General features: G+C 61.7%; 25 protein-coding genes. 14 read left to right on the top strand and 11 right to left on the bottom strand.

Translation table 11 applies throughout. The features are described from left to right. Window positions 1–70: 70 nt before the first annotated feature. Window positions 71–1585 carry a choline-sulfatase gene (betC, locus tag EFB14_RS07775; protein ID WP_126824184.1) on the top strand — a complete coding sequence of 505 codons (1515 nt, stop codon included), beginning with the start codon at window positions 71–73 and terminating at the stop codon, window positions 1583–1585. Window positions 1586–1593: 8 nt separating this feature from the next. Here betC and EFB14_RS07770 read toward each other — a convergent pair whose 3' ends face one another. Together EFB14_RS07770 and EFB14_RS07765 are read right to left on the bottom strand one after the other, a co-directional pair. After that, a complete protein-coding gene (locus EFB14_RS07770) occupies window positions 1594–2454 on the bottom strand; it encodes a sugar phosphate isomerase/epimerase family protein (RefSeq protein ID WP_126824181.1) in 861 nt (286 codons plus the stop codon). 65 nt (window positions 2455–2519) lie between these two features. Continuing rightward, complete coding sequence (locus EFB14_RS07765; protein ID WP_126824178.1) at window positions 2520–3890, bottom strand: amidase; 1371 nt, start codon at window positions 3888–3890, stop codon at window positions 2520–2522. A gap of 273 nt (window positions 3891–4163) precedes the next feature. On the opposite strand from EFB14_RS07765, the gene EFB14_RS07760 reads away from it, so the two are divergent. Then, complete coding sequence (locus EFB14_RS07760; protein ID WP_126824471.1) at window positions 4164–4442, top strand: hypothetical protein; 279 nt, start codon at window positions 4164–4166, stop codon at window positions 4440–4442. Between the two features lie 71 nt (window positions 4443–4513). Beyond that, window positions 4514–4951, top strand: coding sequence for a DUF1810 domain-containing protein (locus tag EFB14_RS07755; protein WP_126824175.1), 438 nt, complete (start codon window positions 4514–4516; stop codon window positions 4949–4951). A 48-nt stretch (window positions 4952–4999) separates the two neighbouring features. Here EFB14_RS07755 and EFB14_RS07750 read toward each other — a convergent pair whose 3' ends face one another. Together EFB14_RS07750 and EFB14_RS07745 are read right to left on the bottom strand one after the other, a co-directional pair. Next, window positions 5000–5188: a hypothetical protein gene (locus EFB14_RS07750; protein WP_126824171.1), complete on the bottom strand. Its 189-nt coding sequence runs from the start codon at window positions 5186–5188 to the stop codon at window positions 5000–5002. 66 nt (window positions 5189–5254) lie between these two features. Continuing rightward, window positions 5255–5878, bottom strand: a complete 624-nt coding sequence (locus EFB14_RS07745) for a TetR/AcrR family transcriptional regulator (protein WP_126824167.1) — start codon at window positions 5876–5878, stop codon at window positions 5255–5257. A gap of 127 nt (window positions 5879–6005) precedes the next feature. Between EFB14_RS07745 and EFB14_RS07740 the strand changes: the two genes are divergently transcribed. Both EFB14_RS07740 and EFB14_RS07735 read left to right on the top strand, forming a co-directional pair. Next, window positions 6006–6221 carry a hypothetical protein gene (locus tag EFB14_RS07740; protein WP_097616360.1) on the top strand — a complete coding sequence of 72 codons (216 nt, stop codon included), beginning with the start codon at window positions 6006–6008 and terminating at the stop codon, window positions 6219–6221. A 292-nt stretch (window positions 6222–6513) separates the two neighbouring features. Then, on the top strand, window positions 6514–7362 hold the full coding sequence (locus EFB14_RS07735) for an IclR family transcriptional regulator (protein ID WP_126824468.1): 849 nt from the start codon (window positions 6514–6516) through the stop codon (window positions 7360–7362). 22 nt (window positions 7363–7384) lie between these two features. Here the strand turns inward: EFB14_RS07735 and EFB14_RS07730 are convergent, their stop codons facing one another. Both EFB14_RS07730 and EFB14_RS07725 read right to left on the bottom strand, forming a co-directional pair. Further along, on the bottom strand, window positions 7385–8602 hold the full coding sequence (locus EFB14_RS07730) for an amidohydrolase/deacetylase family metallohydrolase (protein ID WP_376772341.1): 1218 nt from the start codon (window positions 8600–8602) through the stop codon (window positions 7385–7387). Between the two features lie 262 nt (window positions 8603–8864). After that, window positions 8865–9734 (bottom strand): sigma-70 family RNA polymerase sigma factor, encoded by an 870-nt coding sequence (locus EFB14_RS07725; RefSeq protein ID WP_126824161.1) that lies wholly within the window; start codon window positions 9732–9734, stop codon window positions 8865–8867. 108 nt (window positions 9735–9842) lie between these two features. On the opposite strand from EFB14_RS07725, the gene EFB14_RS07720 reads away from it, so the two are divergent. After that, on the top strand, window positions 9843–10301 hold the full coding sequence (locus EFB14_RS07720; protein WP_126824158.1) for a carboxymuconolactone decarboxylase family protein: 459 nt from the start codon (window positions 9843–9845) through the stop codon (window positions 10299–10301). A gap of 51 nt (window positions 10302–10352) precedes the next feature. On the opposite strand, the gene rhaI is transcribed toward EFB14_RS07720, so the two are convergent. Together rhaI and EFB14_RS07710 are read right to left on the bottom strand one after the other, a co-directional pair. Further along, window positions 10353–11645, bottom strand: coding sequence for an L-rhamnose catabolism isomerase (gene rhaI / locus EFB14_RS07715; protein WP_126824155.1), 1293 nt, complete (start codon window positions 11643–11645; stop codon window positions 10353–10355). Window positions 11646–11839: 194 nt separating this feature from the next. Next, window positions 11840–13936 (bottom strand): bifunctional rhamnulose-1-phosphate aldolase/short-chain dehydrogenase, encoded by a 2097-nt coding sequence (locus EFB14_RS07710; RefSeq protein ID WP_126824152.1) that lies wholly within the window; start codon window positions 13934–13936, stop codon window positions 11840–11842. 199 nt (window positions 13937–14135) lie between these two features. Between EFB14_RS07710 and EFB14_RS07705 the strand changes: the two genes are divergently transcribed. The 8 genes from EFB14_RS07705 to EFB14_RS07670 all read left to right on the top strand — a co-directional run bounded on the left by EFB14_RS07705 (window position 14136) and on the right by EFB14_RS07670 (window position 22152). After that, window positions 14136–14948: a DeoR/GlpR family DNA-binding transcription regulator gene (locus EFB14_RS07705; RefSeq protein ID WP_125848447.1), complete on the top strand. Its 813-nt coding sequence runs from the start codon at window positions 14136–14138 to the stop codon at window positions 14946–14948. Window positions 14949–14995: 47 nt separating this feature from the next. After that, window positions 14996–15991, top strand: coding sequence for a rhamnose ABC transporter substrate-binding protein (gene rhaS / locus EFB14_RS07700; RefSeq protein ID WP_126824149.1), 996 nt, complete (start codon window positions 14996–14998; stop codon window positions 15989–15991). Between the two features lie 72 nt (window positions 15992–16063). Then, window positions 16064–17599 (top strand): sugar ABC transporter ATP-binding protein, encoded by a 1536-nt coding sequence (locus EFB14_RS07695; protein ID WP_126824146.1) that lies wholly within the window; start codon window positions 16064–16066, stop codon window positions 17597–17599. 10 nt (window positions 17600–17609) lie between these two features. Beyond that, entirely contained in the window at window positions 17610–18599 is a 990-nt protein-coding gene (locus EFB14_RS07690) for an ABC transporter permease (RefSeq protein ID WP_126824141.1), read from the top strand. Next, window positions 18596–19621 (top strand): ABC transporter permease, encoded by a 1026-nt coding sequence (locus EFB14_RS07685; RefSeq protein ID WP_126824139.1) that lies wholly within the window; start codon window positions 18596–18598, stop codon window positions 19619–19621. Before EFB14_RS07690 ends, EFB14_RS07685 begins: the two co-directional genes overlap by 4 nt. Then, window positions 19618–19938, top strand: coding sequence for an L-rhamnose mutarotase (gene rhaM / locus EFB14_RS07680; RefSeq protein ID WP_126824135.1), 321 nt, complete (start codon window positions 19618–19620; stop codon window positions 19936–19938). Before EFB14_RS07685 ends, rhaM begins: the two co-directional genes overlap by 4 nt. Continuing rightward, on the top strand, window positions 19935–21314 hold the full coding sequence (locus tag EFB14_RS07675; RefSeq protein WP_126824132.1) for an FGGY-family carbohydrate kinase: 1380 nt from the start codon (window positions 19935–19937) through the stop codon (window positions 21312–21314). Before rhaM ends, EFB14_RS07675 begins: the two co-directional genes overlap by 4 nt. Window positions 21315–21390: 76 nt before the next feature. Further along, entirely contained in the window at window positions 21391–22152 is a 762-nt protein-coding gene (locus tag EFB14_RS07670; protein WP_126824129.1) for a fumarylacetoacetate hydrolase family protein, read from the top strand. Between the two features lie 21 nt (window positions 22153–22173). On the opposite strand, the gene mmsB is transcribed toward EFB14_RS07670, so the two are convergent. The 3 genes from mmsB to EFB14_RS07655 all read right to left on the bottom strand — a co-directional run bounded on the left by mmsB (window position 22174) and on the right by EFB14_RS07655 (window position 25783). Further along, window positions 22174–23055: a 3-hydroxyisobutyrate dehydrogenase gene (gene mmsB / locus EFB14_RS07665; RefSeq protein WP_126824126.1), complete on the bottom strand. Its 882-nt coding sequence runs from the start codon at window positions 23053–23055 to the stop codon at window positions 22174–22176. Between the two features lie 10 nt (window positions 23056–23065). After that, entirely contained in the window at window positions 23066–24661 is a 1596-nt protein-coding gene (locus tag EFB14_RS07660; RefSeq protein ID WP_126824123.1) for a GMC family oxidoreductase, read from the bottom strand. 132 nt (window positions 24662–24793) lie between these two features. Further along, complete coding sequence (locus EFB14_RS07655) at window positions 24794–25783, bottom strand: branched-chain amino acid ABC transporter permease (RefSeq protein WP_126824120.1); 990 nt, start codon at window positions 25781–25783, stop codon at window positions 24794–24796.

The following is a 25783-nucleotide window of genomic DNA, read 5'->3' as shown; positions in this document are numbered from 1 at the left end:
AAAAAGCTGTCTTTACAGCCGTAATAATAGGCGCTTCAATAAATTCCTCAAATAGTAAAAGAGGAATTCCATGACGCGTCCCAATATCCTCATCCTGATGGTGGACCAGCTGAACGGGACGTTCTTTCCGGATGGTCCTGCGGATTTTCTTCATGCGCCGCATCTGAAATCATTGGCGGAGCGCTCCGTGCGTTTCACGAACGCCTATACGGCAAGCCCGCTCTGCGCACCGGCGCGGGCGTCCTTCATGTCCGGGCAATTGCCGAGCCGGACGCGCGTCTATGACAATGCGGCAGAATTTGCCTCCGACATCCCGACCTATGCGCATCATCTGCGCGCAGCCGGATACCAGACGGCACTATCAGGCAAGATGCATTTCGTCGGCCCCGACCAGCTTCACGGTTTCGAGGAACGCCTGACGACGGATATCTACCCGGCTGACTTCGGCTGGACGCCCGATTATACCAAGCCCGGCGAGCGCATCGACTGGTGGTATCACAATCTGGGCTCGGTCACGGGCGCCGGCATTGCCGAGATCACCAACCAGATGGAGTATGACGACGAGGTCGCCTATCACGCCGCGCGCAAGCTCTTTGATCTCTCGCGCGGCCACGACGAACGCCCCTGGTGCCTGACCGTCAGCTTCACGCATCCGCACGACCCTTATGTCGCGCGCCGCAAATTCTGGGATCTCTACGAGGACTGCTCGGCGCTCGATCCGGCGGTTGCGCCGATCGCCTTCGACGAGCAGGATCCGCACTCGCAGCGTCTGATGAAAGCCTGCGACCACGATGCTTTCGACATCCGCCCGGAAGAGATCAGGCGGGCAAGGCGGGGCTATTTCGCCAATATCTCCTATGTCGACGAGAAGATCGGCGAAATCCTCGCCGTCCTGGAGCGGACCCGCATGGCCGAAAACACGATCATCCTCTTCGCGTCCGACCATGGCGATATGCTCGGCGATCGCGGTCTCTGGTTCAAGATGAACTTCTTCGAAGGATCGGCCCGCGTTCCGCTGATGATCTCAGTTCCCGGCTGGAAACCCAAACGCATCGATCAGCCCGTCTCCACCCTCGATGTGACGCCGACACTCGCCGGCCTTGCCGGGATCGATATCGCCTCGTTGAAACCGTGGACCGAGGGCTGGGATCTCGCAGCACTCGCCGAAGGCACCGGCAGTCGCGGTCCCGTGCCGATGGAATATGCGGCAGAAGGCTCCGAAGGGCCGCTCGTCTGTATCAGGGACGAGCGATACAAGCTCTCGCTCTGCGAGAAGGATCCGCCGATGCTGTTCGATCTCGAGGCCGATCCTGAAGAACGCGACAATCTGGCGACCGATCCCTCGCATGCCGACACCTTGGCGCGGCTCACCGAACAGGCAAGCCGGCGCTGGAACCTTGCCGATTTCGACGCAGCCGTGCGCGAGAGCCAGGCGCGCCGCTGGGTGGTCTATGCGGCGCTTCGCAACGGCGCCTATTATCCGTGGGATTATCAGCCGCTGCAGAAAGCCTCGGAACGCTATATGCGCAACCACATGGACCTGAACGTGCTCGAGGAAAACCAAAGGTTCCCGCGTCAGGAATAGCCTTCCGACTAAGCCGTCCTGACTGCCGGCGCCTCTCGCAGGAAATCCTCGATGAACTGCTTTTGCAGCAGGATGCCGTCCCATTCATCGGGGAAAAAGGGCGAGTCGTAGATCAGCGTGAAGGGGCCGGCGTAGCCGGCCTTTTCGCACATCTCCAGGCACTTGCGGTAATCCTCGGCATCGAGGCCGGCAGTACCGTAATCAGCCTTGGCGTGACAGATTTCCGCCCGGCGCATGATATCGGCGAGGCCTTGATATTTCGCAGGCGCCGCCCAGTTGCCGAGGTCGCCGTTGAGCCCGACCTTGCCGTCCAGCCGGTCCAGCAGCCAGTTCATTTCGACGGGCGACGGCAGCAAATCGAACCAATTCTCGACGACGACGCGCACACCGCTGCCTTCTGCCTTTTCACCGAGCCAGCGCAAATGGCGGGCGGCGCGGGTCAGATTTTCCTCCGTCGGCTTCTGCTTGCCGGCGATGACCCGCATCTTCTGCGCCCCGAGGGTAGCCGCAATGCCGATCCACTCTGCCATCCACTCGACGTCGCGTTCGGCCGTTTCGGGATGACTGGGATCACCGTCCTCGACGAGCAGCGTCTGGAACAGCACGTTCGACGCCGCCATCGCGTCGCGCAGTTTACTTATATAGGCGGTGTCGAGGCTCGGCAGATGGAAGGAGCAGACCTCCAGCCGGTTGATACCGCGGGCCGCAAGCGCCGCCGGCACGTCGATCAGCGCAGCCGCACCGGGACCATAAGGTTCTTTCGGCGCGGCACTTTTGTCAGGATCGGGACTATAGGCATAAACGGCGCCGAGCAGCCGATGCAGCGACCATGTCGAAACCGCGAAACGTCCGTTTTGCAAAACCTGCACGTGCTGTCCTCCGAGATCTCCTCATGCCATCAATGGCCACTAAATCCCGGCGGTCAATTGCAAATTCAGGCAAAATCGTCGCGGATGATCGCCTCGGCGGCAAGCGCCGTACCGAGCAGCGCTTCGTCGCGACGGGCAGTCGCTGAAAGCAGCAGGCCGACCGGCATCCCGGCCTCACCGGTGCCGCAGGGAATGGAGACGCCGCACCAGTCGAGGAAATTACCGAGCGCGGTGTTGCGCAGCGTCTTGTTGTTCGTCGCGAAGAACAGTTCATCGTCCTGCGCCAGCGGTTTAATCGGAGGAGCGACATGGGCAACTGCGGGAAAGGCGATCAGGCGGTCGCCGACGAGACGCTCGACATCGACGATGAGGCGGCTGCGCGCTTCGAGGATTCTGAGGTAATCGGGCAGCGTCGTCTTGCTTCCAAGCCGGGTGCGCATGACGACGCGGTGGTCCATGCGGTCGGCATCCGGTCCCGCCAAGCGTTCGCGGTGAAGCGCAAAAGCCTCCGCCGTCACCAGCGGACCATATCTCGTCATCAGATCGAAAATCTCGTTGAAGGCCGGGATGACGATGCGGGCAACATTGGCACCGGCCTTTCGAAGACGTTCCAATGCTGCCTCGAACGCGGCGACGACGCCGGGTTCGGCCCCGTCGAAAACGATATTCTCAGGCACGACGAGTTCCAGCCCCTGCAAGGGACGTTCGGCGACAACAGGCGCCGTCAGCCCGCGCATCGCCGCGTCGATACAGACTGCGTCCCTGACGGCACGGCAGAGCGGCCCCAGCGAATCCAGGCTTTTTGCCAGCGGATAGACGCCTTCCATCGCATACCGGCCGCGCGTCGCCTTGTAGCCGACGATGCCGTTCAAGGCGGCGGGAATGCGCACAGAGCCGCCGGTATCCGTTCCCATGGCAACCGGCACCAGCCCGGCCGCAACGGCGACGCCCGCACCGGAGGACGAACCACCCGGAATGCGCGGGAGATCGGTGCTGCGCGGATTTACCGGCGTGCCGTAGTGCGGATTGATGCCGAGGCCGGAAAAAGCGAATTCGCTCATATTCGTGCGGCCAACGGCGACCATGCCCGCCTGCCTGAGCAAACCGACGACGGCCGCATCGTGCCTTGCCGGCGCATCGCCGGCAAGGACAATGGAACCGGCCGTCGTCGCCAGGCCTTCCATGTCGAAAAGATCCTTCCAGGCGATCGGAATGCCGTCCAGCAATCCGAGCGAGCGCCCTTCCCGCAAACGCTTCGAGGAGGCGAGCGCCTCCTCCATAGCCCGGCTTTCAGTGAGCGTGGTGAACACGGCCTTGTCGGCATAATTTGCGATGGATTCGAAGACCGCCTCGGCCACATCGACCGGATCGGCCGCACCGCCTTGAATGAGAGTGGAAAGCTGCGCGACCGACATCGCGCCGAAGGATTTGCTCATGGGACGATCCAGACGGAAGGTGATCTCCTGACCTACCCCGGATCGTTCCAACGAGCCAGAGCTTCACGATATTTTGCATTTATTAGGACGATTTTTTGAACACTGAGTTTGCAGATCGCCCCTTCAATTGCCGCGATCGAAGACACACATGCTGCTCGCATGAGGAGTGGGCTCGGCATGAGGGTAAGAGGTTTGCTCTTAGGAACCGGCTCCGCATGCGTTGCAGGAGTAATTGAAATGACAGATCGTGAAAATTTGACCCGTCGCCAGGATATGGTGACCCTCCATGTGAAAGAGGATGAGACCACCGGCTTGGGCGAGCGCGACTATGTGGAACATGTCAGCGCCCAGAAACTTTCGGGCTTCGAGCGAATTGTCGTGGTCGGAGCGCTGCTTGTCTTGAGCTTTGCCGGGTTTGCCGCATATTCATCCGGCAATACGGATCCGATGACGACATCGGCCATTGCGGCCACATCAGGCGACAACACGCCGCATCATCAGACCTACGGCCATTGCCGTGACAGCAGCCCTTACGCCGAAAGGGTCTGCTGACCGCAAAAAGTACCGCCGGGCATGGAAACCTTGGCCCAGGCTGCATTGACAGCAGAGAAGGGAAAAGGACCATGGCCGGTGATGTCGACTACAATCTTCACCGCTTCATCGACGCCCAGAACGGCGTCTATGAGCGGGCGCTCTCCGAGCTGAAGGCCGGACGCAAGACCTCCCACTGGATGTGGTTCATCTTCCCGCAGATCGCCGGTCTCGGCACCTCGCCGATGGCCGAGAAATATGCGATCCGTTCGGCCGAGGAAGCGGTCGCCTATCTCGCCGATCCCATTCTCTCGAGCCGGCTGCTGCGCTGCGTCGAAGCAATTCTGTCCGTTACCGGCCGATCCGCGCATGAGATCCTGGGCTCGCCCGACGACCTCAAATTACGCTCGTCGATGACCTTGTTTGCCGCGATCAGCGATCACGGCTCGCCCTTTCACCGGGCGATCGAGCGTTTCTATCAGGGAAAATTCGACGAGCGGACGATGGAGATCCTCAGCGCCGGCGATTAAGGTCTTGCGCAATCCTGACGCAAAACCGCCGCACGCCTTTACATTGCATTAGCGGCCCGGCCGGCTCTCCAACGCGGCAATTTCCTCGGAAATCTCGCTCAACCGCTGGCGCAGATCGCTGTCGGTGCCGTCATCAACCTCCTCGTCGCCGAAGCAATAACGCGCATCATGAAGCTCCAGCTTGGCTTCGAGCTCCGCGCGTTTGGCATACAGGTGCTTGAGATAGACATAATTCATCTCTCTGCCTCCATGTCACTCCCTCACGGGAGAACGACGCCGAAACGGTAAGGTTCCCGAAACGGTTCAGGCGAAAGAGGCGATCGCCGCCCTGCAGGCCTTGGCGAAATGCCCGCAGCATCCATCGGCGCCCATGGCCTGGCGGCTGACGCGCGCACCTTCGAGGAGCAGCGTCAGAGTATCGGCAAGCAGTTGGGGTTCGCGCGCACCGGCCGCCGAACAGAGCGCGACTAGGCGATCACGCTGCTCGGCCTTGTGCCGCTCGATCATCTCATGGGCGGGATGACCCTCACCCTTGAGCTCGATGGCGGCGTTGGCGAGATCGCAACCGGCGGGCTCGCCGTTCAGACATTGCGCCCGCATATCCACCCAGGCATCCAGCTGAGCGCGTGGATTGCCGGGATGCTCTGCCTCCAGCTCGCGCCAGATTGCGCCCGCCTTGTCGGAGGCCCGGCGCAGTGTCTCGCAGACGAGTTCGTCCTTCGAGCCGAAATGCCGGTAGAGTGTCATCTTGTTGGTGAGAGCCGCGTCGGCGATGGCATCGACGCCGATGCCGCGGATGCCGTGCTCGCGGAAAAGCTCCAGGGCGGTCGAGACGATACGCTCCCGCGGCGGGATGCGATCTTCTGAAACGGCTGCGGAGATTTCATTCGAAGTTTCTGATTTTTTTGCGGACGAAGTCCTTGACATCAATGTGACCGATCGGTAACAACTATATTGTTACTTACCGGTAACACCACACACCGCGAAAGTCAACGCCAAGGGCGTGACGGCGGGAGTGGAACACGGGCGACCGCCCACGAAAGGAGGACAAGCCATGAGAAAGACCAGAGACGACCTGACGATATCCGAAGCCCTCCGCGACCCCCTGATCGCCATGGTGTTGCGCGCCGACGGCGTGAAGCTTGAAGACTTCAAGCAACTCCTGGAGACGGCCGCCGGTAAACGCGAACCGCGCCCGACGTCAGTGGGCAACATGATCGGCGCGCTTGCTAGCCGCGCCAATCTGCCGGCGATGCCCTGCTTCGGCTGATAACGCCGTCTGAAAGTTTGGGGATCTCTCCCTGCCCCCGTCAAGGGCTGCCGCCTTACGAAGCGGCGGCCTTTGTCGTTTGATGGCAACGTCCCGATACGCGAGGGAACAATAGATTCCATTCCCTCCTCAAATCGCGGGATCAGCCTTTCAGCGGTGTGCTCGCCACCGACGACGGCGCGATCGTCACGACGCCGACCCGCGTTAGAGGATCGGGCGATCAACCTACAAGATGTTGCGATTTGCCACAGCGACCGCTATGCCATAGTAATGTAACATGACCGCAGTTTTCATGAGGTGCGTGGAATTGGACGGAAAAACATCACCTGAAGCTTACTCCGAAGATGAGGGCCTTGCCGATGAAAGCGGCGGCAAGGGCACGCGGCGTGCGCGCGTCAGCGGTATCGACCGCGCGCTTCAGGTGATCGATCATCTTTACGAGACGGGGTCGCCGGCCGGCGTCTATGCCATTGCCAAGGCGGTCAAGGCGCCGCTGTCGACTGTCTATGTCATCGTCGACGATCTCGTGGAAAAGAACATGCTGACGCGCCAGGTGGACGGCTCGGTCTGGCTCGGCGCGCGGCTCTATCATTACGGCCTCGCCTATGCCCGATCGCTGGATTTCATGAGCATCGCCACCCACGAAATGCACGATCTCTGCCGCCAGGCCGGAGAAACCGTGCAGGTCTGCGGCCGCGACGGCGACTATATGCTGGTGCTTGCCATGGCCGACGGCCCGAGCCACTTCCAGGTGGCCTCCCGCGTCGGCACGCGTGTGCCGCTGAATTGGACAGCCTCGGGCCGTCTGCTCGTCGGCCACCTGCCCGAGGATGAGCGCATCGAGCTCTTCAAGCGCTGCGCCCGCTCGTCACCTACCGGCCGTGCCGAGATCGACCCGGGCACCCTATCGGAAGCCGCCGGCAAGGCCTTTGAGTCGCGCCTGTCGATCCAGGCGGGGGAATCGGATTATGCGGTCGCCTGCATCGCTTCGCCGATTTGCGATCGCGACGGCCAGTGCGTCGCCACCATCTCCATCGTCCTGCCGGAGCAGAAGGCCTTTTCCGACGAAACCCACTATACCGCGCATGTGCGCAGTTCGGCGGAACGGATTGAAAAGCTGATGGGCTGGCGCAACCGTTGAACCCTGCCCCTCCCAGCGGATCCTACCGGTAGGAATAGCCGTGGCTATGGCGCACGAGCTTGCGTGCCCGCGGCACATAGCGGCTGGCGGCGAAGGCATCGGCGCCGATAACCGCGTAGCGCGGCTCGAACAGCTTGTTGAGAACCGAGACGTCGCCGTTGGAATCCGTGGCCTCGAGCTCGGAATCGACAAGGTCGAAAATGGTGAATTCCGCTTGCGAGCCGACCGAAAGCCGGTCCTCCATTGACAGCTTGATGACGGATGCCGGCGCATGGGTGACGGCCTCCACCACTTTGTCGATGGGCATGCCGACGCTGAGCAGCTTCGACATCGTCGTCGCCAGATCCCAGACCGGAAAATTCATCGAATGGCCGTGCAGGTCGGTTGAGATCGAGAACGGCAAAAGCCCACGCGCAATCGCCGCTTCGGCGACCTTGAAGGAGAAGGAGGCGCCGCCGTGGCCGATGTCGAGACGGATGCCCTCGGAGGCGCAGCGCTCGGCGAGATAGAAGAGGTCCTCGTCCTCCATGATGCTCGAACCGGCCTTGCCATTGAAACAATGGGTGACAACGTCGCCGGGGCCGAGGATCTCCAGCACTTCGTCATAAAGCGCCGGCGGCTCGCCGACATGCACCATCATCGGCACTTTTAGGATCTTGGCGATTTTCTTGCCGAGCTTTACCGGCGTGACGCCCCAGGAACCCGTGATGACATGGCTGGCGCGCACCTTGATGCCGACGATGTGCTCGCTGTTTTCGGCATAGACTTCGAGGATGCGGTCGAGATCGATATCCCTTATGTCCCTGAGTTCTGCAACACGGTTGCAGGCGACGAGACCGATCGAGCCGAGGTTCAGGAAGGCCTTGATACGCTCGCGTGAGCGCTCGATGATATATTCGCGGAAACCGTGGAAATTCGCCTCACCAGCCGAACCGGCATCGACCAGCGTGGTGACGCCGCGCTCGACGCCGCATTCGGACGGACGAATGGAAATGTCAGTGCCGCCGTGCCAGATATGCACGTGCAAATCGACCCAGCCGGGCGAAATGAAGGCGCCCTTGCCGTCGATGCGTGTCACATCCTGCGAGACTGCAAACGACGGACCGATCTCGGCGATCCTACCGTCGGCATTGACGAGAATGTCGATTACCCCCTCGGATGTGCCCGCGCCGAAAGCCATCGGTTTGAGATTGGTGAGGAGAAGCGGCTTCTTCGCCTGATCGCCGGACATGGCATGCATTCCTTTCGAAGTCTCGGACGGGATCACTCCTCGTCATCCGTGTGCGGGTCGTTATGGAAGGATGTTGGAGAAGTTAGATAGGGCTCAGGGAACCGCATCACTGCAATTCCATAGTTATGCTATACAAATCTTTATAATAGAATAAAGCGGAGGGCGACGCTGTCAAGGAAAATGACGCAGCCTATCGCCGTGGGAAAATGTAAGCGGCGCGCTCCTTCCGAAGCGCGCCTGTTTCGAAGATCGGGTAAATTCGCCTTTATTTTCAATCCCGAAGGATTGAATAGTCAAGCTGTTCCAGGTGATCCGGATCGGCAATGGCATCGATCGCGGCGATCCTGCCATCGGCGATCGTCAGCGCCACCACAACGCGAAGCTGGCCCGCGATCTGTACGACGAATCCGAGCCCGCCGTCGACGATGGCGATTTCGGCCGCCTGCGCCCGGCCCTTGAAGGCTTCGGCCACCTGAGCTGCGCCGCGCATTTCACCAATGGTGCCGAAGCGGGCCGCCGTCGCATCCGGCCGGAAGACGACGTCAGGAGCAAGCACCACGAGCAAGCCTTCCAGATCACCATTGCGCGACGCCGTCAGAAAGGCCTCGGCGATCGTCCGCTTGCGCCCGAAATCGACATCAGGCGCTTCGTCCAAGCCCTGCACCCGGCGGCGGGCGCGGCTTGCCAGCTGACGGGTGGCAGCGGACGAACGGCCGATGATCGGCGCGATCTCGTCGAAAGGCAGATCGAACATGTCATGCAATACGAAGGCGACACGTTCGACAGGCGCCAGCGTCTGCAGCACGACGAGCAGCGCCAGCCCGACCGAATCGGCAAAAGCCGCCTCGCGCTCCGGATCCCTGGCCGGATCGGCGATCCCGGCATGAGTGGGCAACTCCAGCGGCTCCTCACGCCGGGTCTTGCGCGCCCGGAGCATGTCGAGGCAGATGCGCGCCACCACGGTCGTCAGCCAGCCGCCGAGATTGCCGACATCGGTCGTATCGGTGCGGCTCAGCCGCAGCCAGGCCTCCTGAACGGCATCATCAGCCTCGCTGCGCGAGCCGAGCATGCGATAGGCGGCAGCCCTCAGATGCGGCCTGTTCGCCTCGAACTCATCGGCCAGCCATTTTTTCTCGTCCATTTGTCACATTCCTCCGCTGCGTTCCGTCAAAGCCATGACGAATGAAACCCGGCCGATGTGACGACGCCGGCGGATCGTCAAACGATAAACGTATCAAGGAGACATATCATGCAGGAGAGAATGGGAAATCCCGCCCTCGTCCTTCCCGCGGCCATGCAGGCGCTCAATGCGCTCAGCCAGGTGCCAGCCGAAACAGGCCTTTCGCCAAAGCTGCTCGAACTCGTCAATCTGCGCGCCAGCCAGATCAACGGCTGCAGCGTCTGCATCGACGGCCATCCCCGCATCGCAAAGAAGCTCGGCGAGACGGATGAAAGACTTTTCGCCGTCAGCGCATGGCGCGACACGCCCTATTTCAGCGACGCCGAACGGGCGGCCCTTGCTTTGACCGAAGCGGTGACCCGCGTCAGCGACCGCGCCGACCCGGTGCCGGACGAGATCTGGGACGAGGCGACGCGGCACTATGACGGCAGGAGCCTTGCCGCACTCGTCATTGCCATCGCCAATATCAACGTCTGGAACCGGCTGAACATCGCCACCCGCCAGATCGCCGGCGCCTGGAAACCGTGAGCGGCGATTGCCGGCAGCGTTTCACCCCCGCGCTGCCGGCAAGCATATTTCTCAGATGATGCCGCCGCCACCGGCAACGGAAACCGGGCGTTCGGCCGCCACCTTCTTGCGGTAACCGCTGGCGCGGTAGACGGCGATCGGGTCGATCGCGCCGCTCGCCCGACGGCGGGCTTCGGCGAGGATCGGCTCGACATCCGCGCGATAGGCACGCTTCAGCGTTTCAGACGCCATCAGCGCGTCATTGTCCTGCTGGTAGCCATCGAGCGCCTTGCGGTCGACGATCAGCGCCTGCGCATAGGCGCGGCGGATTTCGTTGGCGCTGTTGATCAGGCTTTCGATCGGGTCGGTGACATTGTGCGACTGGTCGATCATGTGCGCCGGGTTGAAATCATTGACACCACGCTGTTCGGCATCGACCAGTTCGTTGAAGACGAGGAACAGCCGATAGGGATCGATCGCGCCGGCATCGAGATCGTCGTCGCCATATTTCGAATCGTTGAAATGGAAGCCGCCGAGCTTGCCGAACTGGATCAGCCGGGCGACGATCATCTCGATATTGGTGTTGGGCGCATGGTGGCCGAGATCGACGAGGCAATAGGCCTTGGGGCCGAGTGTCTGGGCAATCAGATAGTTGGTGCCCCAATCCTGCACGATGGTGGAATAGAAAGCCGGCTCGTACATCTTGTGCTCGGAGAACAGCTTCCAATCGTCGGGGAGCGCCTTGTAAATGTCGGCCATCGAGGCGAGGTAGCGCTCGAAAGCTTTGGTGAAATGGCTCTGACCTGGGAAATTCGAGCCATCACCGACCCAGACCGTCAGCGCCTTGGAACCGATCGCCCTGCCGATCTCGATGCATTCGAGATTATGCTCGACCGCCTGGGCGCGTGTCGCCGCATCGGTGTGGCTGAGCGAGCCGTATTTGTAGGAATGGGCCTGGCCGGGCGCATCGGAAAAGGTGTTCGAATTCATCGCGTCGAAGCCGAGGCCGAGCGCATCGCCCTTGGCCTTCAATTCCCGTGCATCCGCCTTGTCCCAGGGGATATGCAGCGAAACATTCGGCGTCGCCTGCGTCAGCTGGTTGATGGCGGCGCAATCGTCGAGCTTGTCGAAGATGCCGCGCGGCTCGCCGGTGCCGGGAAAGCGGGCAAAGCGCGTGCCGCCGGTGCCCACACCCCAGGAAGGAACAGCAACGAAGAACTCTGCCACCTTGCGGGTGACCGCCTCGATATCGACGCCGCGACGGGCAAGGTTCGCACCCAGCGCCTCGTAATCGGCTTTCAGCGCGGCTGCCCGCTTGTCGTTTTCACTGGCGATCAGATCCTGCGCGATCCTGAATTCGGCCATTTCTTCCTCCCGATTGTTTCTTTCTTCCCTTCTCCCCAGTCGGGAGAAGGTAGCCCGAAGGGTCGGATGAGGGGGCTACACGGCAGGACGCTAATCGTCCTTCGCCTCCCGCTCAGAACACGCATCGCTTCGCTCTGCGTCCCCCTCATCTGCCTGCCGGCATCTTCTCCCCGTCGGGGAGAAGAGACCAAGCCTTACCGCGTAAAGCTCTGCACGTTGCCGGCATCGACGTTGATGATGTTGCCGGTCGACTTGGCCGAAAGATCAGACGCCAGGAAGTAGATCGCCTCGGCGATATCCTCCGGAAACACGTTGAGTTTCAGCATCGAACGCTTGCGGTAATGTTCCTCGAGCTCGTCCACCTCGATCTTCGAGGAGGCGGCGCGCTGTTCGCGCCATTCCCCGCTCCAGATCTTCGAGCCGCGCAGAACGGCGTCCGGGTTGACGGTATTGACGCGGATGCCGGCATCCGCGCCTTCGAGCGCCAGGCAGCGGGCGAGATGGATTTCGGCAGCCTTTGCCGTGCAATAGGCGGACGCGTTCGGCGAGGCGGCGAGACCGTTCTTCGAAGCGACGAAGACGACATTGCCGCCGAGCGCCTGGCGACGGAACAGCCGGAAAGCCTCGCGCGAGACGAGGAAATAACCGGTCGCGAGAATATCGATATTGCGGTTCCAGGTCGATAGCTCGGTTGCTTCGATCGGCGCGGAGGAGGCAATGCCGGCATTCGAGACGAGGATGTCGATGCCGCCGAATTCGACGCAGGCTTCCGCGAAGGAGGCAATCACCGCATCTTCCTTGGTAACGTCGAGCCGCACGCTGCGGACGGCGTCGGCGCCGTATCTCTTGACGAAATCGGCCTCCGTGCTCTCGAGCGCCGCCTGGTCGATATCGGCAAGCACGACGCAAGCGCCCTCGCCGACCAGACGCGCAGCCGTCGCCCGGCCGATGCCACCGGCGCCGCCGGTGACGAAGGCCACCCGGCCGGCAAGGCTCTTCGGCTTCGGCATGCGCTGCAGCTTCGCCTCTTCGAGCAGCCAGTATTCGATGTCGAAAGCTTCCTGCTCCGGCAAGCCCTGATATTCCGATACGGTCGAGGCGCCGCGCATGACGTTGATAGCGTTGACGTAGAATTCGCTGGCGATGCGGGCCGTCGCCTTGTCGCGGGCAAAGGAGAGCATGCCGACGCCGGGAATGAGGAAGATGACGGGATTGGCGTCGCGCATGGCGGGCGAATTGTCATGCTTGCAGTCGTTGTAATAGCGGGCGTAATCGGCGCGGTAATCCTCCAGCGCCTTGTCGAGGCCAGCGACAATCGCGTCGATATCCGGCTTGGCCGGGTCGAAATCGACGATCAGCGGACGGATCTTGGTGCGCAGAAAGTGATCCGGGCAACTGGTGCCGAGTGCGCCGAGCGGGCGCAGATCCCTGGAATTGACGAATTCGAGCACGGCGTCCTGATCGTCGAAATGACCGAGCTTGCGCTCCTGCTTGCCGATGCGGCCGCGGATCTCCGGCATCAGCCGAGCGACAATGGCACGGCGTTCGGCGACCGGCAGGCTCTGCGTGACCGCGCCGCCGAAAATCGTCTTGCCTTCGGTCTGGCCAGCAAACCAGACGATCGCCTTGTTGATGATATCGAGCGTCAGTTCGTAGCAGGCCTTGGCGTCATCAGCCCAGGTGAAGAGACCATGGCTTTCGAGCACGACCCCCTTAGCGTTCGGGTTCGCCTTGACGAAGGCTTCGAGGTCGAGGCCGAGCTGGAAGCCCGGACGGCGCCACGGCAGCCAGCCGATCTCGTCGCCGAAGATCTGCTGCGTCAATTCCTTCGAATTCTTCGACGCGGCGATGGCAATGATCGCGTCCGGATGCATGTGGTCGACATGGGTGAAAGGCACGAAACCGTGCAGCGGCGTGTCGATCGAGGCGGCGCGGGCGTTGAGGTTGAAGGTGCAGTGCGGCAGGAAGCCGACCATGCGATCCTCGTCCTCGACGCCCTTGTAGATGGCCTTCAGTGATTCCAGCTTGTCCTGGTAGAGTGTCGCGAAACCGTCGAGCTTGATGGTGCCGACATCGCCGCCGGAGCCCTTGACCCAAAGCACCTTGACCTTGCCGCCGTCAAGCGGATCGGTTTCCATCACCTTCGCCGAGGTGTTGCCGCCGCCATAATTAGTGATGCGCTTGTCGGCGCCGAGCAGATTGGAGCGATAGAGAAGTTTGCCGGGCTCGTCGAGACCTGCCGCGTAACCATCATCCCACCGGTTTTCCAGAAGCCGGACGTTCGCCGCCATGTCATCCTCCCATATATATCATCATCGGGACGCGAGGTTCGCGCCCCTTTTCGTTGACGGTATCGCTCATCAAAGCCAAACTTGTCAATCGAAAACGATCAAATTCGATTATTGTGCAACGCAATATGAAAATTTGTGATCGTTTATGATTGACAGCCTTTAACGGATACGAAATAAATATGACAAGAGGAGGAGCCCAATGCACGAACGCGAACGCCATCGCATCATCCTAAGCGCCGTTCAGGAAAAGTCTGTCGTTACGATCCAGGACATTTCCGAGCTGACGGAAGCCTCTGAAGCGACCATCCGGCGCGACATTGCGGCTCTTCATGTGCAGGGCAAGATCCGTCGTGTCCGCGGCGGCGCGGAAGCGGTGCACCCGCCGCAACTCGGCAATCTTGCCGGCCGGCCCTTCAGGGTTTCAGAATCGGTCAACATCGATAAAAAACGCGCAATTGCACGCGCAGCCGTCGATCTCTGCGAAGCGGGCGACGCAATTATCATCAATGGCGGCACCACGACCTTCCAGATGGTGCATTACATGGCCGGCCACCGCTTGCAGGTCATGACCAATTCTTTCGCGATCGCCGAGCATCTGGTGAAGCATTCCAAAAATACCGTGACGGTGCCGGGTGGCGCGATCTACCGCGAGCAGAGCCTCATCCTGTCGCCTTTCGACAATGACGCGATCCGCAACTTTTATGCGCGGCGGATGTTCATCGGCGCGCAGGGCGTCGGCCCGCTCGGCATCATGGAGGCGGACGCCCTCATCATTCAGAGCGAGCAGAAACTGATGCACCAGGCCGACGAGCTCGTCGTCATGGTCGATTCAAGCAAATTCAATCGCCGGTCGAGCCTCATTCTCTGCGCGCTCGACCGCGTTTCTGTGGTCATCACCGATGACGGAATCTCGGAAGAGGCAGCTCGTATGATCGAGAATGCCGGCGTCCGGCTCGTCGTCGCAAGCCCGGTGGCTCAGGCTGTGAAGGAGGATTCCTCGTCGGTCGCATAAGGCGCCGCCGAGGTGTGGAAGTCTAATCTTAATGGGAGGAAAATGACATGAAACTCGCAAAGACACTTGCGCTCGGCGTAGCGCTGGCCGTCGCCATGATGGCCGGCACGGCAAGCGCCAAGGACATCAAGATCGGCCTCGTCGTGAAGTCGCTCGGCAACGGTTTCTTCGATGCCGCCAACAAGGGCGCCCAGGAAGCAGCCAAGGAACTCGGCGGCGTGGAAGTGATCTACACCGGTCCGACGACCACGACGGCCGAAGGCCAGATCGAAGTCATCAACTCGCTGATCGCCCAGGGCGTTGACGCTATCGCCGTTTCGGCCAACGATCCGGATGCGCTCGTTCCGGCCCTGAAGAAGGCTGCCCAGCGCGGCATCAAGGTCATCTCCTGGGATTCCGGCGTCGCGCCGGAAGGCCGCATCCTGCAGCTCAACCCGTCGTCCAACGAGCTGATCGGCAAGATGTGCCTGACGCTCGCCAAGGACCACCTCGACGGTGGCAAGGGTGACTTCGCCATCCTGTCGGCAACGACCACTTCGACCAACCAGAACATCTGGATCGACCAGATGAAGAAGCAGCTCAAGGATTTCCCGGGCCTCAATCTCGTCACCACGGTTTACGGCGACGACCTCTCGGACAAGTCCTATCGTGAAGCCGAAGGTCTGCTGAAGTCGAACCCGAACGTCAAGGTCATCGTCGCTCCGACGACGGTCGGCGTTCTCGCTGCCTCCAAGGTCGTCGAAGACAAGGGCCTGGTTGGCAAGGTCTACGTCACCGGTCTCGGCCTGCCCTCTGAAATGGCTGGCGCGATCAAGTCGGGTGCCACCAAGGAGTTCGCTATCTGGAACCCGATCGACCTCGGCTACTCTGCAACGCAGATCGCCTATCACCTGGCAAAGGGTGATGCCGACGGCAAGCCGGGCAGCGAAATCGCAGCCGGCCGCATGGGCAAGATCAAGATTGGCGACAATGGCGAAGCCGCTATGGCCGACCCCTTCGTCTACAATGCCTCGAACATCGACCAGTTCTCCAAGGTCTTCTGATTGCAGAGATCATGAACGGACACCCGGCGGCTCTGCCGCCGGGCTTCTCTTTCGATGGTGGTAAGCTTGCTGATGACCCCTGCCCTTCAACACCCCGTCTCGGATCCAAAACCTGACGACGCAACTGCCATTCTGGAAATGCGCGGCATTTCGCAGATTTTCCCGGGCGTGAAGGCGCTCGATAATGTCAGCATCGCGCTCTATCCCGGCAAGGTGACGGCGCTGATCGGCGAAAACGGCGCCGGCAAATCGACACTCGTCAAGATCCTGACCGGCATCTACTGGCCGAACGAAGGCGAGATCCTGGTCGACGGCCGGCCGGTGACCTTTGCCAGCGCCCAGGCCGCGATCGATGCGGGCGTCACCGCCATCCACCAGGAAACCGTGCTTTTCGACGAGCTGACGGTTGCCGAAAACATCTTCCTCGGTCATGCGCCGCGCACGCGTTTGCGCACCATTGACTGGCAGGCGATGAACAGCCGCTCCAGGGCTTTGCTGACCGCCCTTGAAAGCAATATCGATCCGACGATCCGGTTGAAGGACCTCTCGATCGCGCAGCGCCATCTGGTGGCGATCGCGCGCGCTTTGTCGATCGAGGCCCGCATCGTCATCATGGACGAGCCGACCGCCGCTCTCTCCCGCAAGGAGATCGACGATCTCTTCCGCATCGTCCGGGGCCTGAAGGAACAGGGTAAGGCGATCCTCTTCATCAGCCACAAGTTCGACGAACTTTATGAGATTGCCGACGACTTCGTGGTCTTCCGCGACGGCCGCGCCGTCGGCCAGGGCCGGCTCAAGGAAACGCCGCAGGACGAAATCGTCCGGATGATGGTCGGCCGCGACGTCGAGAACGTATTTCCGAAGACCGAGGTCGCCATCGGCGGCCCGGTGCTCGAAGTCGAAAAATACTGCCACCGCACGGAATTCCGCGATATTTCGCTGACGCTGCGCAAAGGCGAGATCCTCGGCGTTTACGGCCTGATCGGCGCCGGACGCTCGGAGCTCGCGCAATCGCTCTTCGGCATCACCAGGCCGCTCTCCGGCAGGCTTGTTCTCGAAGGACGGGAAATTTTGATCAACTCGCCGCACGATGCCATCAGAGCCGGCATCGTCTACGTGCCGGAAGAACGCGGCCGCCATGGCCTGGCGCTGCCGATGCCGATCTATCAGAACATGACGCTGCCGTCCCTGACGCGCACCTCACGCAAGGGCTTTCTGCAGGCGGCGCAGGAATTCGCGCTCGCCCGCAAATATGCCGAGCGGCTGGATCTGCGCGCAGCTGCCCTTTCCGTGCCTGTGGGTACACTGTCCGGCGGCAACCAGCAGAAGGTCGTCATCGGCAAATGGCTTGCCACCATGCCCAAGGTCATCATCCTAGATGAGCCAACCAAGGGCATCGACATCGGCTCGAAGGCCGCCGTCCATGGCTTTATCAGCGAACTTGCCGCAGAAGGCCTCTCCATCATCATGATCTCTTCCGAACTGCCCGAAATCATCGGCATGTCGGATCGCGTTCTGGTCATGAAGGAAGGCCTGTCGGCCGGGCTCTTCGAGCGCAATCAGCTTTCGCCGGAAGCGCTCGTGCGCGCGGCGACCGGAAATGCATGAGGTGATGGGCATGGCCAAACTGATCAGAAAACGCGAAACCCTGCTCTTCGCCATCATCGTTGTGATGATCGCCGTCTTCTCGACGCGCGCTGCCGATTTCGCCTCACCTGATAATCTCGCCGGCATCTTCAACGACACGGCGATCCTCATCATCCTGGCGCTTGCCCAGATGACGGTCATCCTGACGAAATCGATCGATCTCTCGGTTGCCGCCAATCTTGCCTTTACCGGCATGGCCATTGCGATGATGAACGCCGCGTTTCCCGGCCTGCCGCTGATCGCGCTGATCCTTGCTGCGATCGTGATCGGCGCCGCCCTCGGTTCGATCAACGGCTTCCTTGTCTGGCGCCTTGAAATCCCGCCGATCGTCGTGACCCTCGGCACGCTCACCATCTATCGCGGCATGGCCTTCGTGCTCTCCGGCGGCGCCTGGGTGAATGCGCACCAGATGACGCCGATCTTCCTCTCGGTCCCCCGCACGCCGATCCTCGGCCTACCGGTCCTTAGCTGGGTTGCGATCATCATCGTCGCGCTGATGTATATGCTGCTGCGCTACAGCCAGTTCGGCCGCTCGGCCTATGCGACCGGCGGCAATCCGACGGCTGCCGTCTATGCCGGCATCGATACGGGCAAGACCAAATTTCTCGCCTTCGTGCTTTCGGGGGCGCTTGCCGGTCTTTCCAGCTATCTCTGGGTCTCGCGTTATGCGGTCGCCTATGTCGATATCGCCAATGGTTTCGAGCTCGATAGCGTCGCGGCCTGTGTGATCGGCGGCATTTCGATTGCCGGCGGCGTCGGCTCGGTCGCCGGCACCGTGCTCGGCGCACTCTTCCTCGGCGTCATCAAGAACGCCCTGCCCGTCATCGGCATTTCGCCCTTCACCCAAATGGCGATCTCGGGAACCGTCATCATTCTCGCCGTCGTCTTCAACGCCCGGCGCGAACGCAATCGCGGCCGCATCATCCTGCGTGACCGCGCAGCAGCGGAGGTTGCAGCATGAGCATGGTTTCCGCCCCTCCAGGCAAGCAGACATCCGAAAAGCGCATCATCCCCGACCGCCTCGGCACGCCCTTTCGCCGCATCCTCGCGAGCTGGGAAGTGCTGCTCTTTGCCGTGGCCGTGCTGATCTTCATCTTCAATTCGCTGGCCTCGCCCTACTTCCTCGACGCCTGGAACCTCTCGGACGCCACCTTCAACTTCACCGAAAAGGCGATGATCGCTTTCGCCATGGCGCTGCTCGTCATATCAGGCGAGATCGACCTCTCGGTCGCCGCGATCATCGCGCTCGCCTCGACGGCAATGGGGGCGGCAGCGCAGGTCGGCATCGGCACCCCGGGCCTCGTCCTCATCGGGATCGGCACCGGCCTTGCCTGCGGCATCTTCAACGGCGTCCTCGTTTCGGTGCTGAAGCTGCCGTCGATCGTCGTCACCATCGGCACGATGAGCCTGTTCCGCGGCATTTCCTACATCGTGCTCGGCGACCAGGCCTATGGCAAATACCCGGCCGATTTCGCCTATTTCGGCCAGGGTTATGTCGTCTGGGTGTTCTCCTTCGAATTCGTGCTGTTCATCGTGCTGGCGATCCTCTTCGCGATCCTGCTGCATGCGACGAATTTCGGCCGGCAGGTCTATGCGATCGGCAACAATGATTTTGCCGCCCGCTTCTCCGGCATCCCCGTCGAGCGCGTCAAATTCATCCTCTTCCTGCTGACCGGCATCATGAGCGGCGTCGCCGCCGTCTGCCTCACCTCCCGCCTCGGTTCGACGCGGCCGTCGATCGCGCAGGGCTGGGAGCTCGAGGTCGTCACCATGGTCGTGCTCGGCGGCATCTCGATCCTCGGCGGTTCCGGCACGATCGGCGGCGTCGTCATCGCCGCCTTCGTCATGGGCCTCGTCACCTTCGGCCTCGGCCTCTTGAACGTGCCCGGCATCGTTATGTCGATCTTCATCGGGCTGCTTCTCATCATCACCATCGCCATTCCGATCATCGCCCGCCGTATCAAAGCCATGAGCTCCCGATGACGCTAGAAAAACACGCCTTCAAGATGCAGCTCAATCCCGGCATGGAAGCCGAGTATCGCAAGCGGCATGACGAGATCTGGCCGGAACTGGTCGATCTCCTGCACCAGTCAGGCGCCAGCGACTATTCCATCCATCTCGACCGCGAGACCAACACGCTGTTCGGCGTGTTGACGCGGCCCGCCGACCACACGATGGCGAGCCTGCCGGAACATCCGGTCATGAAGAAATGGTGGGCTCATATGGCCGATATCATGGCGACCAATCCCGACAATTCGCCTGTTCAAGGCGAACTCGTCACCCTCTTCCACATGCCATGAACGCCCCCTCCTATCGCCGCATCGCCGTCCTCGATATCGGCAAGACCAATGCCAAGGTCGTCGTGCTCGACAGTGGGACGGGCGCCGAGATCGCTGTCCTGAAGCGGCCGAACGTTGCGATCAAGACCGGCCCTTACCCGCATTACGACATAGAGGCTCTCTGGTCCTTCGCACTCGACGCGCTGAAGAACCTTGCGCGGGAGCCCGGTTTCGACGCCATTTCGATCACCACCCACGGCGCCGCCGCCGCGCTCATCGGCGAGGACGGCACGCTTGCCATGCCTGTGATCGATTACGAACACGAATATCCGCAGGAGATCCGCGACGCCTATGCACAACTGCGTCCCTCCTTCGACGAAACCTTCTCGCCGCGCCTCTCGATGGGCCTCAATGTCGGCGCGCAGCTGCATTACCAGAAAACCGCCTTTCCCGAAGAATTCGCCAGAGTCGCTGCCATCCTCACCTACGCGCAGTATTGGGCGGCACGGCTGACCGGCGTTGCCGCCAACGAGCTGACCTCGCTCGGTTGCCACACCGACCTCTGGAATCCGAAGGTCGGCAGCTATTCTTCGCTGGTCGACAGGCTTGGCATCCGCGACCTGATGGCGCCGATCCGTTCCGCCTTCGATGCGCTCGGCCCGGTCCTGCCTGATATCGCCGCCGAACTCGGCCTTGCAGCGCCGGTGCCGGTCTATTGCGGCATCCATGATTCCAACGCGTCGCTGCTGCCGCACCTCGTCCATCGCGAGGCGCCCTTCGCCGTCGTCTCCACGGGCACCTGGGTCATCAGTTTCGGCGTCGGCGGCGATCTCGATCATCTCGATTCGAAACGCGATGCGCTCGCCAATGTCGATGCCTATGGCCGCGCTGTTCCCTCCTCTCGTTTCATGGGTGGGCGGGAGTTCGAGATCCTCTCAGCCGAGATCGGCAATGTCGACGAAAAGAATGCTCAGGCAGCGATCGGGGCTGTGATCGCAAAGGGCATGATGCTGCTGCCGAACATCGCTCCCGGTTCCGGACCTTTTCCTGACAAGGCAGGCCGCTGGGAGGGCGCGGAGGAAGCAAGCCGCGAGGAACGCCATGCTAGCGCCTGCCTTTATCTTGCGTTGATGACTGACGCCTGCCTCGGGCTGATCGGCGCCAAAGGCCCAGTGATCGTCGAAGGGCCTTTTGCCCTGAACGAGATCTATCTCAAGCTGCTTGCGGCGCTGGTCGGCCGCGAGGTCCTGGCCCTTCCCGGGACAACCGGCACCAGCCAGGGTGCAGCGCTTCTCACCGGCATCCGGCCGGTATCAGGCAGCGAGACGCAGTTTCCGCCGGCCGATATCCAGGGACTGGCCGCTTATCGCCATCGCTGGTACGCGGCGATGGAGTAGGATTCTTTCCAAAACGATCTTGCTCGGCCGGACCTTGCGGTTAGTGTGCACCTCGAAAATCACTCGAGGAGATGCCATGACAGACACATTCGATCCGCGCGCCCTTGCGGCCAGGCTTCACGGCCTGCGCCAAGCCGGCAGGCAGGAGACAACGAGCACGTTCACGCTGCCGGCCGACCTGCATCAAGCGATGGAGACGCAGAATTTTCTCGCCGCCGCGGATGGCATTTCCAGCAATGCCTGGAAGGTGACGGCCTCGCCGCAGGGCCAGGGGGTCGCCGGACCGCTGCACCCCTATGTCGAAGCTGTCTCGGGCGCCAGCATTCGCTGGTATCCGGGCCTGAAATTCGAAACCGAGGTCGCCGTGCGCCTCGGCAAGGATCTGCCCATCCGCCCCGAGAGACCATACAGCCGCGCCGAAGTGGTCGAGGCCATCTCCGCTGTCCATCTCGGCGCCGAACTGCTGGTCAGCGCCGTCAGGGAAAGCGGCGGCATCTCCTTTCCGCTGTTCCTCGCCGACCGCCTCGGCAATAGCGGCTATGTGCTCGGCCCCAAGGTCGACAAAAGCGTCGTCGATACTGCCGGCGGCACGCCCCTCAGGGTTACCCATGCCGGCCGCACGATCTATGATGGTCCGGCGCAGCATCCGAAGGGCGATGTTCTCACCTGGCTCGTCGACTACGCCAATAACGGCTCGCGTCCCGAAGCATCGCTGAAGGCAGGCGCGCTCGTCACCACAGGCACGTTGAGCGGCGCGGTCGAACTGACCGGACCCGGTGAGATCGACATTCTCTTCGGCGACATCAGGCTCGGTTTTTCGGTGTCCAAGGTCGATTGATGGCGGCTCGACAGCCGTCGGTTACACCTTCTCGCGGAACATCTCGATGATGGCTGAAAAATCCCTGCCGCCATTGCCCAGCTTTTCGAAGAGCGCGTAAAGCTGAGCGGCCTCCGCACCGAGCGGCGTGGAGGCGCCGCTTGCGAGCGCCGCTTCCTGCGAGAGCCTGAGATCCTTCAGCATCAGTGCGGCGGCAAAACCTGGTTTATAGCCATTGTTCGCAGGCGAGGTCGGCACGGGTCCCGGCACCGGGCAATAGGTATTGATCGACCAGCACTGCCCCGATGAGGTGGAGGCGACGTCGAACAGCGCCTGATGCGACAGGCCGAGTTTCTCGGCAAGCACGAAGGCTTCGCAGACGCCGACCATCGAAATGCCGAGGATCATATTGTTGCAGATCTTCGCCGCCTGGCCGGCACCCGCCTCGCCGCAATGGACGATCTTCTTTCCCATGCCCTCGAGGATCGGCTTCGCCTTGGCGAACGCCTCTTGCGAGCCGCCGGCCATGAAGGTCAGCGTGCCCGCGCTCGCCCCGCCCGTGCCGCCGGAGACGGGCGCGTCGAGCGACAGGCAGCCTGCAACCTTGGCCATCTCGTGCGCCTTGCGGCTGCTCTCGACATCGATTGTGGAGCAATCGATGACCAGCGTGCCTTGCGCGGCGGACTGCAGAATATCGGTCCAGGCCGTCAGCACGTGTCTGCCTTGCGGCAGCATGGTGATAATGATCTCAGCGTCCTTGACCGCCTGGCTGACATGGCTCGCCGGCTTGACGCCGCTCTCCTCGGCCGCCTTCAACACGGAAGCCGCGAGATCGAAGCCGAGAACCTCGTGACCTGATTTGACGAGATTGGCCGCCATCGGGCCACCCATGTTGCCCAATCCGATGAATGCAATCCTTGCCATGGTCTTCTCCCTATCGATTGTCTTCGAGGATCATCGCGGCCGCCTTTTCGGCGATCATGATCGTCGGCGAATTGGTGTTGCCCGACGTGATCGACGGCATCACCGAGGCATCGGCAATCCTGAGCTTGCCGAGCGCCCGAAGTTTCAGCCTGGGATCGACGACGCTGTCCCTGTCGGCGCCCATGCGGCACGTGCCGACGGGATGGAAGATCGTGGTGCCGATATCGCCCGCCGCGCGCTCCAGATCGGCCTCCGTCTGATAGGCCGGCCCCGGCTTGAATTCTTCGGGCCTGAAACGAGCAAACGAGGGCTGCGCCACGATCCTGCGCGTCAACCGTATCGAACGGACAGCTATGTCACGATCGCGCTGCGTCGAGAGGTATTTAGGGCTGATCGTCGGCTGGGCGGCGAAATCCGGGCTCGATAGGTGCACAGAACCCCGGCTTTCGGGCCTGAGATTGCAGACGCTCGCCGTGATCGCCGGGAAAGGGTGGACGGGATCACCGAACTTTTCCAGCGATACGGGCTGCACGTGATATTGCAGATCAGGCGTTTCCCGGTCCGGACCCGAGCGGGTGAAGATACCGAGCTGGCTCGGCGCCATCGCCATCGGCCCGGAGCGGCGGACGAGATATTCGAGCCCGATCGCCGCCTTGCCGATCAGTTTCGTCGCCTTCTCGTTCAGCGTCGGAACGCCCGTCACCTTATAGGCGAGGCGCAGTTGCAGATGGTCCTGCAGGTTCTCGCCGACACCCTTCACCTCGGCGACGACATCGACGCCCGCCTGGCGCAGCACTTCGCCCCTGCCGATGCCGGACAGTTCCAGAATATGCGGCGAACCGATCGAACCGGCGGAAAGGACGGTTTCTTTCGCCGCATAGGCGCGTTTGGCCACGCCGTCATGCTGGAACTCGACGCCGGCGACGGCACCCTCCTCCACCAGAAGCCGTCGAACCTGCGCCTTGGTGAGCACGGTCAAATTGGCGCGCTTAATCGCCGGGCGCAGGAAAGCCTTCGAGGTATTCCAGCGGACGCCGGAACGCTGGTTGACGTCGAAATAGCCGGACCCCTCATTGCTGCCGCGGTTGAAATCCGCCGTCTCCGGAATGCCCGCTTCCTTGGCCGCCTGCTGGAAGGCGTCGAGCACGGCCCAGCGCACGCGCGCCTTCTCGATGCGCCATTCGCCGCCCGCGCCATGCATGTCGTCCGCGCCGCGATAGAAATCCTCGGACTTCCGAAAGAAGGGCAAAATATCGTCCCATCCCCAGCCGCTGCAGCCCATCTGCCGCCAGAGGTCGTAATCGCGGGCCTGGCCGCGCATGTAGATCATGCCGTTGATCGACGAGGAGCCGCCGAGGACCTTGCCACGGGGATAACTCAGCGCCCGGCCGTTCAGCCCCGCTTCCGGCGCCGTGGTGAAGCACCAGTCGGTGCGCGGATTGTTGATGCAATAGAGATAACCCACGGGAATATGGATCCAGTGGTAATTGTCGCTGCCGCCGGCTTCGAGCAGCAGCACACGGCTCCGGCCATCCGCCGACAACCGGTTGGCAAGCACGCAGCCGGCGCTGCCCGCCCCGATGATGATGTAGTCGTAACGATCCATGCCCCGCACGAACTCCCAATGCTTCCGTTCCCTTTCCCCGCAGGACGGGGAAAGGGAGAGTCGCAGCGCCGCCGCCCGTCTCTTTTATCGGGAAAGAGAGATTCTTTCCCGATAAAAGAGAGGTCCGCCCGTTCAGCGGCGATAGACGAAGCCCAGTTTGCGTCCCAGCCGCGAGGCATAGAACTCGCCGATGATGCCGCGGCGGAAGATCAGCACGCAGACCATGAAGACGATGCCGGTGATGATCGTCACCGGGAATTCCGACGTGGCAAGGTAGTTTTCCAGCGCCACCACCAGCCCGGCGCCGAAGAGCGGGCCGATCAGCGTGCCGATGCCGCCGAGCAGCGTCATCAGGATCACCTCGCCCGACATCTGCCAGGCGACATCGGTCAGCGTCGCGAACTGGAAGACGATCGATTTCACTGCACCCGCGAGCCCTGCAAGGGCAGCCGACATGACGAAGGCGCCGAGTTTGTAGCGCGCCACGGAATAGCCGAGCGAGATCGCTCGCTGCTCGTTTTCGCGGATCGATTTCAGGATCATGCCGAAGGGCGAATTGATGAAGCGCCAGATGATCAGCACGCCGATGATGAAAACGGCCAGCACGAAATAATACATGTTGGTCGAGCTGTTCAGATCGATGAAGCCGAAGAGATGGCCGCGGGGCACGGACTGGATGCCGTCCTCACCTTCGGTGAATTTCGCTTGCAGGCAGAAGAAGAAGAACATCTGCGACAGCGCCAGCGTGATCATCGCGAAATAGATGCCCTGACGGCGGATGGCGAAAAAGCCCATGACGAGGCCGAGAAATGATGCCCCCGCCACCCCGATCAGGATACCGAGTTCCGGCGGCAGACCCCATGATTTCACCGTATAGGCGGTGAAATAGGCAGCACCGCCGAAGAAGGTGGCATGGCCGAAGGAAAGCAGGCCGGTATAGCCGAGCAGCAGGTTGAAGGCGCAGGCAAAGAGCGCGAAGCAGAGCAGCTTCATCAGGAAGATCGGGTAGAAGAAGAACGGCGCCAAGAGCAGGAGCAGCAGCCCCACGAGCAGGAAACCCGCCTGCACCGAAAAGGCGGTGCGGCTTTTCTCCGTTTGAATGGTGTCTGTGATGTCGGTCAT

Source organism: Rhizobium fabae, assembly GCF_003985135.1.
Taxonomy (GTDB): domain Bacteria; phylum Pseudomonadota; class Alphaproteobacteria; order Rhizobiales; family Rhizobiaceae; genus Rhizobium; species Rhizobium pisi.
Note: the sequence above shows the minus strand (reverse complement) of the source record. Positions and strands in the feature narration are given on the sequence as shown.

Bases quoted from the DNA above. Each gene is read 5' to 3' on its own strand.
- EFB14_RS07745 (WP_126824167.1), bottom strand. From the start codon at position 5,878: ATGTCAAGGACTTCGTCCGCAAAAAAATCAGAAACTTCGAATGAAATC.
- EFB14_RS07755 (WP_126824175.1), top strand. From the start codon at position 4,514: ATGGCCGGTGATGTCGACTACAATCTTCACCGCTTCATCGACGCCCAG.
- rhaS (WP_126824149.1), top strand. From the start codon at position 14,996: ATGAAACTCGCAAAGACACTTGCGCTCGGCGTAGCGCTGGCCGTCGCC.
- EFB14_RS07740 (WP_097616360.1), top strand. From the start codon at position 6,006: ATGAGAAAGACCAGAGACGACCTGACGATATCCGAAGCCCTCCGCGAC.
- EFB14_RS07760 (WP_126824471.1), top strand. From the start codon at position 4,164: ATGGTGACCCTCCATGTGAAAGAGGATGAGACCACCGGCTTGGGCGAG.
- EFB14_RS07655 (WP_126824120.1), bottom strand. From the start codon at position 25,783: ATGACCGACATCACAGACACCATTCAAACGGAGAAAAGCCGCACCGCC.
- EFB14_RS07695 (WP_126824146.1), top strand. From the start codon at position 16,064: ATGACCCCTGCCCTTCAACACCCCGTCTCGGATCCAAAACCTGACGAC.
- rhaI (WP_126824155.1), bottom strand. From the start codon at position 11,645: ATGGCCGAATTCAGGATCGCGCAGGATCTGATCGCCAGTGAAAACGAC.
- EFB14_RS07705 (WP_125848447.1), top strand. From the start codon at position 14,136: ATGCACGAACGCGAACGCCATCGCATCATCCTAAGCGCCGTTCAGGAA.
- EFB14_RS07750 (WP_126824171.1), bottom strand. From the start codon at position 5,188: ATGAATTATGTCTATCTCAAGCACCTGTATGCCAAACGCGCGGAGCTC.
- mmsB (WP_126824126.1), bottom strand. From the start codon at position 23,055: ATGGCAAGGATTGCATTCATCGGATTGGGCAACATGGGTGGCCCGATG.
- EFB14_RS07765 (WP_126824178.1), bottom strand. From the start codon at position 3,890: ATGAGCAAATCCTTCGGCGCGATGTCGGTCGCGCAGCTTTCCACTCTC.
- EFB14_RS07735 (WP_126824468.1), top strand. From the start codon at position 6,514: ATGAGGTGCGTGGAATTGGACGGAAAAACATCACCTGAAGCTTACTCC.
- rhaM (WP_126824135.1), top strand. From the start codon at position 19,618: ATGACGCTAGAAAAACACGCCTTCAAGATGCAGCTCAATCCCGGCATG.
- EFB14_RS07660 (WP_126824123.1), bottom strand. From the start codon at position 24,661: ATGGATCGTTACGACTACATCATCATCGGGGCGGGCAGCGCCGGCTGC.
- EFB14_RS07720 (WP_126824158.1), top strand. From the start codon at position 9,843: ATGCAGGAGAGAATGGGAAATCCCGCCCTCGTCCTTCCCGCGGCCATG.
- EFB14_RS07670 (WP_126824129.1), top strand. From the start codon at position 21,391: ATGACAGACACATTCGATCCGCGCGCCCTTGCGGCCAGGCTTCACGGC.
- betC (WP_126824184.1), top strand. From the start codon at position 71: ATGACGCGTCCCAATATCCTCATCCTGATGGTGGACCAGCTGAACGGG.
- EFB14_RS07710 (WP_126824152.1), bottom strand. From the start codon at position 13,936: ATGGCGGCGAACGTCCGGCTTCTGGAAAACCGGTGGGATGATGGTTAC.
- EFB14_RS07675 (WP_126824132.1), top strand. From the start codon at position 19,935: ATGAACGCCCCCTCCTATCGCCGCATCGCCGTCCTCGATATCGGCAAG.
- EFB14_RS07730 (WP_376772341.1), bottom strand. From the start codon at position 8,602: ATGCATGCCATGTCCGGCGATCAGGCGAAGAAGCCGCTTCTCCTCACC.
- EFB14_RS07725 (WP_126824161.1), bottom strand. From the start codon at position 9,734: ATGGACGAGAAAAAATGGCTGGCCGATGAGTTCGAGGCGAACAGGCCG.
- EFB14_RS07690 (WP_126824141.1), top strand. From the start codon at position 17,610: ATGGCCAAACTGATCAGAAAACGCGAAACCCTGCTCTTCGCCATCATC.
- EFB14_RS07685 (WP_126824139.1), top strand. From the start codon at position 18,596: ATGAGCATGGTTTCCGCCCCTCCAGGCAAGCAGACATCCGAAAAGCGC.